General features: G+C 74.8%; 9 protein-coding genes and 1 pseudogene. 7 read left to right on the top strand and 3 right to left on the bottom strand.

The features are described 5' to 3' along the window. Positions 1 to 167: 167 nt before the first annotated feature. A complete protein-coding gene (locus AB0B41_RS23205; RefSeq protein WP_358206607.1) occupies positions 168 to 881 on the bottom strand; it encodes a tyrosine-protein phosphatase in 714 nt (237 codons plus the stop codon). Between the two features lie 359 nt (positions 882 to 1,240). Between AB0B41_RS23205 and AB0B41_RS23200 the strand changes: the two genes are divergently transcribed. Next, a complete protein-coding gene (locus AB0B41_RS23200) occupies positions 1,241 to 3,049 on the top strand; it encodes a DEAD/DEAH box helicase (RefSeq protein WP_358206605.1) in 1,809 nt (602 codons plus the stop codon). Between the two features lie 61 nt (positions 3,050 to 3,110). Here the strand turns inward: AB0B41_RS23200 and AB0B41_RS23195 are convergent, their stop codons facing one another. Continuing rightward, positions 3,111 to 3,605 carry a L,D-transpeptidase gene (locus AB0B41_RS23195; RefSeq protein ID WP_358206603.1) on the bottom strand — a complete coding sequence of 165 codons (495 nt, stop codon included), beginning with the start codon at positions 3,603 to 3,605 and terminating at the stop codon, positions 3,111 to 3,113. Between the two features lie 209 nt (positions 3,606 to 3,814). Here AB0B41_RS23195 and ilvD point away from each other — a divergent pair, with 209 nt between their 5' ends. Genes ilvD through AB0B41_RS23175 form a run of 4 tightly spaced genes read left to right on the top strand, consistent with a single transcriptional unit; the run spans position 3,815 to position 7,743 of the window. After that, complete coding sequence (gene ilvD / locus AB0B41_RS23190; protein WP_358206599.1) at positions 3,815 to 5,494, top strand: dihydroxy-acid dehydratase; 1,680 nt, start codon at positions 3,815 to 3,817, stop codon at positions 5,492 to 5,494. A gap of 26 nt (positions 5,495 to 5,520) precedes the next feature. Then, positions 5,521 to 6,288, top strand: a complete 768-nt coding sequence (locus AB0B41_RS23185) for a hypothetical protein (RefSeq protein WP_358206597.1) — start codon at positions 5,521 to 5,523, stop codon at positions 6,286 to 6,288. A 55-nt stretch (positions 6,289 to 6,343) separates the two neighbouring features. After that, positions 6,344 to 7,276: an LLM class flavin-dependent oxidoreductase gene (locus AB0B41_RS23180; RefSeq protein ID WP_358206595.1), complete on the top strand. Its 933-nt coding sequence runs from the start codon at positions 6,344 to 6,346 to the stop codon at positions 7,274 to 7,276. A gap of 50 nt (positions 7,277 to 7,326) precedes the next feature. Next, complete coding sequence (locus tag AB0B41_RS23175; RefSeq protein WP_358206593.1) at positions 7,327 to 7,743, top strand: nuclear transport factor 2 family protein; 417 nt, start codon at positions 7,327 to 7,329, stop codon at positions 7,741 to 7,743. A 4-nt stretch (positions 7,744 to 7,747) separates the two neighbouring features. On the opposite strand, the gene AB0B41_RS23170 is transcribed toward AB0B41_RS23175, so the two are convergent. Then, positions 7,748 to 8,407: a DsbA family oxidoreductase gene (locus tag AB0B41_RS23170; RefSeq protein WP_358206591.1), complete on the bottom strand. Its 660-nt coding sequence runs from the start codon at positions 8,405 to 8,407 to the stop codon at positions 7,748 to 7,750. Positions 8,408 to 8,579: 172 nt separating this feature from the next. Between AB0B41_RS23170 and shbA the strand changes: the two genes are divergently transcribed. Together shbA and AB0B41_RS23160 are read left to right on the top strand one after the other, a co-directional pair. Next, on the top strand, positions 8,580 to 9,143 hold the full coding sequence (gene shbA, locus AB0B41_RS23165; protein WP_358206588.1) for an RNA polymerase sigma factor ShbA: 564 nt from the start codon (positions 8,580 to 8,582) through the stop codon (positions 9,141 to 9,143). Between the two features lie 133 nt (positions 9,144 to 9,276). After that, positions 9,277 to 10,008: pseudogene (locus tag AB0B41_RS23160) on the top strand (Asp/Glu racemase); the annotation flags it as partial. Positions 10,009 to 10,347 lie beyond the last annotated feature (339 nt).

The raw sequence follows: 10,347 nt of genomic DNA, 5'->3' as shown, positions 1-10,347 counted from the left end.
GATCTTGTCTGTTACGGTCGGCGCCGTCGCCAGCCTTGGGGCGTCTTATTAGTCCTCGTTGTGGCGGTCGGTGGTGCCCGCCGCCACCCCTCCACTCACGAGGCTCGAGCAGGACGAACGGCGCCCTCGTTCACAAGGGGTGAGCGAGGGCGCCGTTCGTGCGCGGGTCAGCCGACGAGGCGGCGGGTGAGCAGGTCGAGGTCGTCCGGGTCGGTGCCGTGGGCCAGCAGGTGCCCGCGCAGGCCGGACGGGTGCGCCTCCATCTCGTCGAGCACCGCCTCGAGGGCCGCGCGGTCGACGCCCAGCAGGCCCCGGACGTCGGCCGGCAGGGGAGCGCCGGCCGCCTCGAGCCGCGCCCACAGGCGGTCGAGGTTCTCGTTGGTGCGCAGGTAGTCCGCCACGACGTGCTCGCGCGGCACCCCGACCACGCCGAGCACCACGGCCGTGACGATCCCGGTGCGGTCCTTGCCCGCGGCGCAGTGCACCAGCACCGGCCCGCGGGAGCGCGCGACGATCCGCACGATCCGCGCTATCTCGGCCGCCGCCTCCGTGACGAGCAGCCGGTAGGCCCAGGCGAGGTCGCGCTCGTCGGCGGGGGTTGCGGCCACGACGCCCGGCGCGAGCGAGGCCCCGAGCGGCACGGCGTGCACGTCCGCGACCCCGGTCAGCGGGTGCGCGAGGCCGCGCGTCTCGGCGGTCGAGCGCAGGTCGACGACGGTGCCGGGGACGACGGTCGTGAGGTCGCCGGGCTGCGGGGCGTCGCTGCGCAGGTACTCGCCGGCGCGCACGCGGCGCCCGTCGGCGGTCGGCAGGCCGCCGACGTCGCGGAGGTTGGCCGGGACGCGCAGGTCGGTGGTCGGGGCGGGCGTCGAGAGGCTCACCCGTCCGAGGTTCCCTACGGCGGGTGAACGCCGGGTGGAATGGTGACCGGATCCACGTCCGCTCCGCACGGGATCACACTCGACACGCGATCACGGCGTTGAACAGGGCGGGAACGGACGGGAACAGACCGGCCCCGAGGGCTGTTGATCCCCGTGGAGGCGGGCAGGACCCCGGCCCGCCGCGATCTCCCGCGACCCACGTGTGACAATGGGTGCCGTCGGCTGTCAGCGATGACGTCAGCCGAGAGCCCCATGGTCCTTCTCAGGCGGTACCGAGCCGCTCCGGGCCCGCGGGCTTCCCCGCGGGTGCGTCGTCCGTCCGGATGTCGGTCGCCCACCCCGCTGCGACGAGGACTTGAGTGAGCACTCTGCTGGACCTGCCCGAGAACGACTTCGACGACTTCGAGAACGACCTCGCCTCCGAGCGTGAGGACGGGGACGACACCGACACCGAGACCGGCAGCGGTTTCGCCGAGCTGGGCCTCGCGCCCGGCATCCTCGGCGTGCTCGCCGAGCTCGGTTACGAGAGCCCCAGCCCGATCCAGGCCGAGGCGATCCCCTCCCTGATCGACGGCCGCGACCTGCTGGGCCAGGCCGCCACCGGCACCGGCAAGACCGCCGCGTTCGCGCTGCCCATGCTGCAGCGCCTGAGCGAGACCGACCGCGGGGGCGAGCGCCGCCCGTTCGGCCTGGTCCTCGCGCCCACCCGCGAGCTGGCCATGCAGGTCAACGACGCGATCACCCGCTACGGCTCCGAGATCGGCGCGCGCGTGCTCGCCGTGTACGGCGGCGCCCCGATCGGCCCGCAGCTCGGCGCCCTCAAGCGCGGCGTCGACGTCGTCGTGGCCACCCCGGGCCGCGCGATCGACCTGATGAACCGCGGCGCGCTGTCCCTCGACGCGCTCGAGACCGTCGTCCTCGACGAGGCCGACGAGATGCTCGACATGGGCTTCGCCGAGGACATCGAGACGATCCTGCAGGCCACCCCCGACGAGCGGCAGGCGGTGCTGTTCTCCGCCACCATGCCGCGGCGCATCGAGTCGCTGGCCCGCGAGTACCTGCGCAACCCGGTCACCGTGCGGATCGCGCGCGAGGAGGTGCCGGCCGGCGAGGCGCCGCGCGTGCGGCAGACCGCCTACATGGTGCCGCGCACCCACACCACCACTGCGCTCGGCCGGATCCTGGAGCTCGAGCGGCCCACCGCCGCGATCGTGTTCTGCCGGACCCGCGCGGACGTCGACGCCGTCACCGAGACCCTCACCGCCCGCGGCCTGCGGGCCGAGGCGCTGCACGGCGGCATGGACCAGGAGCACCGCACCCGCGTCGTCGAGCGGCTGCGCAACGGCCGCACCGACCTGCTGGTCGCCACGGACGTCGCGGCCCGCGGGCTCGACATCGAGCAGCTCTCGCACGTCGTGAACCACGACGTGCCGAAGTCGCCCGAGGCCTACGTGCACCGCATCGGTCGGGTCGGCCGCGCGGGGCGCGAGGGCGTCGCGATCACGCTCGTCCCGAACGGCGCGATCCGGCACCTGCGCAACATCGAGCGGCTGATCGGCAAGAGCGTGCCGGTCGCCCCGGTGCCCACGGTCGCGGACCTCAAGCAGGCCCGGCTGGACCGCACCCGCGCGCAGCTGCAGGAGCAGATCGTCGCCGACCTGCGGCAGGACGCGGACTCGGACCCCGACGGCGTCCTCGCCATGATCGAGTCCCTGGCCGACGAGTTCGACCCGGCGGACGTGGCGGCCGCGGCCGTGCGGCTGGTCCGGGCGGGCACGACCACCCCGGACGACGAGATCGACATCCCGACCATGTCCGCGCCCCGCGAGGGCCGGGGTCCCCGCGACCGCGGTGACCGTGGCGGCCCGCGCGAGGGCGGCCGCTTCGGCAGCCGTGGCCAGGGCGCCCGTCCGCCGAAGGAGGGCGCGACGCGCCTGTTCGTCTCCGCCGGCCGGGCCGCGGGCATCCGCCCGCAGGACATCGTGGGCGCGCTGGCCAACGAGTCGCGGCTGTCCGGCCGGGACATCGGGGCCATCCAGATCCACGAGCGGCACACGCTGGTCGAGATCCCCGAGCACGCGGCGGACGACGTGCTGCGCTCCCTGCGCGGCGTCACCACCCTGAAGGGTCGGCGGGCCAACGTCCGCCGGGACCGCGCCACGAGCTGACCCGCGCACGGCCGAAGGGCCCCGCACCTCCTCCGAGGTGCGGGGCCCTTCGTCGTGTCCGCTAGTGGATCTCCACCTCGTCGCCGACCTCCAGGTCGTCGTACCAGGCGACGGCGTCGTCGTGGCCCAGGTGCACGCAGCCCGCGGACGGGTTCTGCGGGTTGCCCTCGTGGAAGGCGATGCCGCCGTCGGCGAAGAACACCGAGTAGGGCATCGGGGCGTCGTCGAACTCCGCGGACCTGTGGTCCTTGTCCTTCCACTGGACCTCGAAGTCCCCGGTCGGGGTCTCCTTGCCCTGCCCGCCGTGCGAGATGCCGACCGGGCCGCGGGTGATCTTCCCGTCGTGGATCAGCCACGCCTGGTTGCCGGCGAGGTCGACGCACGCCCGGGCCTGCTTCGAGCAGGGCGTGCCGTCGGTGTGGTTCCAGTGCCCGTCGTCGGCGAACGCCGCGCCGGTGAGGGCCGCGCCGCCGAGCAGCGCGGTGAGCGCGCCGGCCGCGGCGAGCCCCGTGATACGTCGCCGGCCGCCCTCGGCGCGCCAGGCGTGTCGTGCCATCTTCTCGTCGTCCCTTCGCCCGTTCCCGAAGCCGCAACGACGGCGCGCGATACAGGTGACGGGCCGTGACCGCAAGTCGACCGGACGTGCCCGGAGTCCGGATCGTCCCTCGTCGATCTTGTGGCTCCGAGGGGCTGCCGAGGCGGCCGTGAGGGAGCACGATGGCCCTGAGCCCACCACGCAGCTGCGATCGACGAGGAGCGCCTCCCATGCCCGATCTGAAGCCCCGGTCCCGCCAGGTCACCGACGGCATCGAGCGCACGGCCGCCCGCGGCATGCTCCGGGCCGTCGGGATGCGCGACGCGGACTTCGCCAAACCGCAGATCGGCATCGCGTCGAGCTGGAACGAGATCACGCCGTGCAACCTCTCGCTGCAGCGCCTGGCGCAGGCGGCGAAGGAGGGCGTGCACCGCGCCGGCGGCTACCCGATGGAGTTCGGCACGATCTCGGTGTCCGACGGCATCTCCATGGGCCACGTCGGGATGCACTACTCGCTGGTCAGCCGCGAGATCATCGCAGACTCGGTGGAGACGGTCGTGGAGGCCGAGCGGCTCGACGGCACCGTCCTGCTCGCCGGCTGCGACAAGTCCCTGCCCGGGATGCTGATGGCCGCGGCCCGGCTCGACCTGGCCGGGGTGTTCGTCTACGCCGGGTCGATCCTGCCCGGCCACGTCGACGGCCGCGAGGTCAACATCGCCGACGCGTTCGAGGCCGTCGGGGCGTGCGTGCGCGGGCTGATCAGCCGCGAGGAGCTGGTCGAGATCGAGCGGGCGATCTGCCCCGGCGAGGGCGCGTGCGGCGGGATGTACACGGCGAACACGATGGCCAGCGCGGCCGAGGCGCTGGGCATGGCGCTGCCGGGCTCGGCCAGCCCGCCCGCGGTCGACCGGCGGCGCGACGGCATCGCCCGCGAGTCCGGCGAGGCCGTGGTCGGGCTGCTGGAGAAGGGGATCACCGCCCGGCAGATCATGACCCGGGAGGCGTTCGAGAACGCGATCGCGGTCGTCCTGGCGTTCGGCGGGTCGACCAACGCCGTGCTCCACCTGCTCGCGATCGCCGCCGAGGCAGGGGTCCCGCTGGAGCTCGACGACTTCAACCGGATCGGCGACCGCGTCCCGCACCTGGCCGACGTCAAGCCCTTCGGCGCCCACGTGATGAGCACGGTCGACCAGGTCGGCGGCGTGCCCGTGGTGATGAAGGCCCTGCTCGAGGCCGGCCTCCTGCACGGCGACGCCCTCACCGTCACCGGGCGCACCGTCGCCGAGAACCTCGCCGAGATCGACCCGCCGGGCCTCGACGGCACGGTGATCCGCACGCTGACCGACCCCATCCACCCCACGGGCGGGATCACCATCCTGCGCGGCTCGCTCGCGCCCGACGGCGCCGTCGTGAAGAGCGCCGGGTTCGACGCCGCCGAGTTCCGCGGGCGCGCGCGGGTGTTCGACGGCGAGCAGGGCGCCCTCGACGCCGTCTCCGACGGCACGGTCGTCCCCGGCGACGTCGTGGTGATCCGGTACGAGGGCCCGCGCGGCGGCCCGGGGATGCGGGAGATGCTCGCCGTCACCGGGATGATCAAGGGCGCCGGGCTGGGCAAGGAGGTCCTGCTGGTCACCGACGGCCGGTTCTCCGGGGCGACCACGGGCCTGTGCATCGGGCACGTCGCGCCCGAGGCGACCGACGGCGGCCCGGTCGCGCTGGTGCAGGACGGCGACCCGATCGTGCTGAACATGGCCACCCGGACCCTCGACCTCGACATCCCCGAGGAGGAGCTGGAGAAGCGGCGGGCGGACTGGACGCCGCGCGACCCGGGGCGGCGTCGGGGCGTGCTGGCGAAGTACGCGAGACTCGTGGGGTCGGCGGCGCAGGGGGCGGTCTGCTCCCAGGACTGAGCGCCGGAACGCGCACGAGGAGCGGTGTGGGGAAGAAGCAGCAGTCGCGGGGCCAGAAGCGGGCGGCGAAGGTCGCGGCGCGGCGGAAGAAGGTCGGGCGGCCGCACGAGCCGCTGCGTCCGGTCACGACCCTGCCCGGCCTCGACACCTGGGACGACGGGCTCGACCCGGCCCAGGTCGAGGAGCTGCAGCCCGTCGACGAGATGCGCTACGCCGTCGCGGAGATCCGCACGGCGCGCGCGGTCGGCCCGTACGACGGCAACCCGGAGTGGCTGGAGGTGCTCGAGGCCAGCGTCGCGGCGCTCGCCGAGGCCGGGGAGGACGACCTGGTCGTCGAGATCATCGACGACCGGGTGCGGCGGGCCGTCGCGGACACCCTCGCCTCGTCGTCGCCCGAGCCGGCCCGGGAGGAGGTCCGGTGCCTGGTGGCGTCGGACGGCGAGACCGCGCCGGCCGACCTGGCGCCGGACGAGCCCGGCGGCGCGCCCGCGCAGGCCCTCGCCTTCGCCGTCCTGCTCGGGTGGCTCGCCAACAACGGCCCGCGCCCGATCCCGGCGACCGCCCGCACGCGCGTCCCGGAGTGGGTCCGCTCGACCCTCGGCGACGGGCCGGCCGCAGCCGTCGACCGCGTGATCGGGATCCTCGGCTCGGACGCCGACCGTGCTGAGGCGATCGGCCCGGTCGCCGAGGAGCTGGGCGACGACTACCTCGCCGCCCTCATGTGGATCTCCGCCGGCCTCGTCGCCCTCTACGGCGACGGCGCCGTCGACGACTTCCTGCCCCTGCCCGCCTGAGGGTACGCACATCCGCGTATGGCCCGACCCGCCGCGCCGGCGGGACCATCCCGGCATGGCGACGGAGCCGATCGGGGTCGCGGTGATCCCCGGCGCGGGCTGGCGGGCGGCGGACGTGCGGGAGGTCGCGCGTGCCGCCGAGGACGCGGGTTTCGCGGCGGTGCTGAGCGCCGAGGTGAACAGCGACACGCTCACCACGGCCCAGGTCATGGGCGGCGCGACGAGCCGGATCCGGGTCGGGACCTGGGTGGCCGACATCTACCTGCGCCACTCGTACGTGCTCGCGAAGGGCGCCGAGCTGATCGCCGACGACACGGGCGGCCGGTTCGTGCTCGGGCTCGGCGTGAGCCACCAGCCGGTCAACACCGCGCTCGGCATCGCGATGGACGATCCGGGCGGTGACCTGCTGCGCTACACCGCGGAGCTGCGCGACTGGTTCGCCGGCAAGGGCCCGACCACTCACCTGCCGCAGCAGCCCGCGCCGGTCGCCGTGCCGATCCACCACGCGACGCTCGGGATGCGCGCCGTCGAGCGGGCCGCCGAGGTCGCCGACGGGATCATGCCGACGATGTGGTCGCCGGAGCGGGTGGAGCGCAGCCGCGAGGTGATCGCCCGGGGCCGGCAGCGGGCGCCGCAGCTCGGCCCGCTCGAGGTGACGCTCGGGCTCCCGACCTTCGTCGGCGACGACTCGCCCGCCCTGCGCGACCTCGCACGGCAGAACCTCGCGCTCTACACGACCTTCCCGTTCTTCCGCCGGATGTGGCGGTCGGAAGGGTTCGTCGAGGAGACCGACCGGATGGCGCGGGGCGAGGGCGGGGCCGCCCTGAGCGACCGCCTCCTCGACTCCTTCTGCCTGCTGGGCCCGGAGTCGCGCTGCCGGGAGCGGCTGGCGCGCTACCGCGAGGCCGGGGTGGAGCTGCCGATCCTGGTGCCGCCGATCGGCCCGGGCGCCGCACTGGCGGTCCTGGCCGCCCTCGTCCCTGCCTGAGAACCGCTGTTCGACACGCACGGAACAGGTGATCTCGCGAAGGAGGACGTATGACCACACCAGAGACCGTGACCGAGGGCGCCGCCGTCCGGGCGGTGCGCACGATGTACGAGGCCTTCGCCCGCGGCGACCTGCCCGCGGTGCTGGCCCTGCTCGACCCGGAGATCACCTGGATCGAACCCGACGGCCTCGCGGTGGCCGGGACGTACACCGGCCGGGACGCCGTCGTCGAGGAGGTGTTCTCGTACAGCGCGCAGAACTGGGACCCGTTCCGGGTGGTGCCGGACGAGTTCCTGGCGGTCGGCGACGACGTCGTCGTGGCGCTCGGGTGGTACGACGCGACGCACCGGAGCACGGGGAAGTCGTTCTCCGCACGGTTCGCGCACGTCATCCGCCTGCGCGACGGCGTGGTCACGTCCATGGAGGCGATCGCCGACACGCACCCCTGGCGCGAGGCGGAGACCTGACCGCTCACGCAGAGCGGGTCCGACCCTCCTCCCGCGCCTTCTCCAGCAGCTGGAGGAGGGCGTCGGCGGGTTGCGCGCCGGAGGCGCCGTAGGTCGCGTCGACCACGAAGAACGGGACGCCGGTGATGCCGTAGCGGCGGGCCTTCCCCTCGTCGGCGCGGACGGCGTCGAGGTACTCGTCGGAAGCCAGGACGCGGTCGACGGCCGCCCCCGGCAGCCCCGCGTCGAGCGCGAGGTGGCGGAGGGCGTCGGGCTCGCCGATCGGCTCGCCCTCGGCGAAGTAGCCGTGCTGCAGGCGCTCCTTCAGCGTCTCCTGCAGCGCCGCGCCGCCCTCGTCCCAGGCCAGGTGCAGGAGCCGGTGGGCGTCGACCGTCGACCCGTCCTGCGCCTTCTCGAACCGGAACGCGACGCCCTCCGCGGCACCCAGGTCCGTCATCCGGTCGTGCATCGCGCGGACCTGGGCGCGGTCGCTGCCGAACTTCGCGGCGAGCCGCTCCTCGCGGTCGCCCTCGTGCCGCCGCGGCGCCCCCGGATCGAGCTCGAAGCTGCGGTAGCGCACCTCGACCTCGTCGGCGTGCGGGAAGCGGGCCAGCGCCGCGGCGAACCGGCGCCGGCCCAGCGCGCACCACGGGCAGACGACGTCGGACCAGATCTCGACCTTCACCCCTCGCCCAACCCCGGACCCGTCAACCCGATTCCGCCGTCCGGCTCACAGGCTCCTCTCAGCCCCGTCCTACCGCTCGGAGAGCGCTTCGGGCCATGGTCGGGGGGTGCTGAGGGGGAGACGGGAGACAGGGGAGCGCGCGAGACGGCCGGAGGGACCGGACCGGGAGACGGTGGCGCGGGCGTCGGCGGGGGATCCGACGGCCGTCGCGGAGGTCCTGCGGATCGTGCGGCCGTTCGCGTTGCGCTACTGCCGCGCGCGGATGGGGACCGTCCTGCCGGGCCTGACGGCCGAGGACCTGGCCCAGCAGGTATGCATCGGCGTGCTCGGGGCGCTGCCCCGCTACGAGGACCGCGGCCGGCCGTTCCTGGCGCTGGTGCACCGGATCGCCGTGCACGAGGTGGGCGACGCCTACCGCGCCGCCGCGCGCAGCCCGGAGCTGGCCGACCTGGTCCCGGACCGCCCGGACCGCTCGGCCGGACCCGAGGAGCGGGCGCTGGTGCACGACGACGTTGCGCGGCTGCGGCCGGCCCTCGACCGGCTGAGCGCGGCCGCCCGCGAGGTCCTCGTGCTGCGGGTGGCGCTGGGCCTGTCCGCCGACGAGACGGCGGCGGTCGTCGGCAGCACGCCGGGCGCGGTCCGGGCGATGCAGCACCGTGCGCTGACCACCCTGCGCCGGCACGCGGAGGCCGAGGGGATCTCGCCGCCGGCGACCGCGGGGATCACATCCCGCTGAGCTGCGGCTCGCCGGGATGTCCGGCCCCCTTACCTCCCGGCAACACGCCGGATCCGGTGCCGACACACGGGAGATCCACCGTGGCGGTATGCAGGAGAGCGTCGGGGGCCCCGTGGGTGGCCGTGAGCACGGCGTGGAGGCACTGGCCGCGCCCGGCCCATCGCCGACCTCCGGGGTCGGCGTGATCGTGCCGTTCGACTTCGCGCTGGACCGTGAGCTCTGGCGCTGGGTGCCCGACGACGCCGCTCTGCACGTCACGCGCACGCCGTTCGTGCCGTCGCCGGTCACCGCCGAGATGGCACGGGCGATCTCCGACCCGGATCCGGTGCGCCGCGCCACCCGGGACGTGCTCGTCCCCGAGCCCGGGGTCGTCGCCTACGCCTGCACGTCCGGCAGCTTCGTCGACGGCGCGGCGGGCGAGATCGCGCTGACCGGGGTGATCCGCGAGGCGGGCGCGCCGCACGCGCTCACCACGGCCGGGGCGCTCGTCGAGGGCCTGCGTTCCCTCGACGTCCACCGGGTCGCCGTCGTCACGCCGTACGTGGACGACCTGACCCGCCGGCTCGAGGAGTTCCTCGCCGCGCACGGGATCGACACGGTCGCGAGCGTCGGGCTGGGGCTGCTCGGCCAGATCTGGCGGGTGTCCTACGACGAGGTCGTGCGCGCGGTCCGCGGCGCCGACCGGCCCGAGGCCGAGGCCGTGTTCATCAGCTGCACCAACCTGTCCACCTACGACGTGATCGCCCCGCTGGAGCGCCTGCTCGGCAAGCCGGTGATCACGGCGAACCAGGTGACGATGTGGGCCGCGCTGCGGGCGATCGGGCACCGCGCCGTGGGGCCCGGCCAGTCGCTGATCCACGGCACCGCCGGGTCACCGCCGCCACCGCACCTGCGTGTGGTGCCGGACCAGCCGGCCCACCACGACGAGGAGCCCGGCGGCCGGGGTGGGGGCCCCGGCGACCCGCAGGTGCTGCACAAGGTCCGCGTCCGGCTGCCGGACGAGTCCGGCGCGCTCGCCCGGCTCACCGAGGCGGTCGCGCGCGCCGAGGGCAACATCCTCGGGCTCGCGGTGCACGGGCAGGACTCGCGCTCGGTCGTCGACGAGATGTTCGTCGGGTCCTCGCGGGGCGCCGACGAGCTGGCCCGCGCCATCCGCGAGGGGCTCGGCACCCAGGACCCCGGCGCCGTCCTCGTCACCCCCGCC

Source organism: Pseudonocardia sp. NPDC049154 (genome assembly GCF_040648315.1).
Classification (GTDB): domain Bacteria; phylum Actinomycetota; class Actinomycetes; order Mycobacteriales; family Pseudonocardiaceae; genus Pseudonocardia.
Note: the sequence above shows the minus strand (reverse complement) of the source record. Positions and strands in the feature narration are given on the sequence as shown.

Coding starts and splice junctions, on each gene's coding strand:
- AB0B41_RS23195 (WP_358206603.1), bottom strand. CDS start 3,605: ATGGCACGACACGCCTGGCGCGCCGAGGGCGGCCGGCGACGTATCACG.
- ilvD (WP_358206599.1), top strand. CDS start 3,815: ATGCCCGATCTGAAGCCCCGGTCCCGCCAGGTCACCGACGGCATCGAG.
- AB0B41_RS23180 (WP_358206595.1), top strand. CDS start 6,344: ATGGCGACGGAGCCGATCGGGGTCGCGGTGATCCCCGGCGCGGGCTGG.
- AB0B41_RS23175 (WP_358206593.1), top strand. CDS start 7,327: ATGACCACACCAGAGACCGTGACCGAGGGCGCCGCCGTCCGGGCGGTG.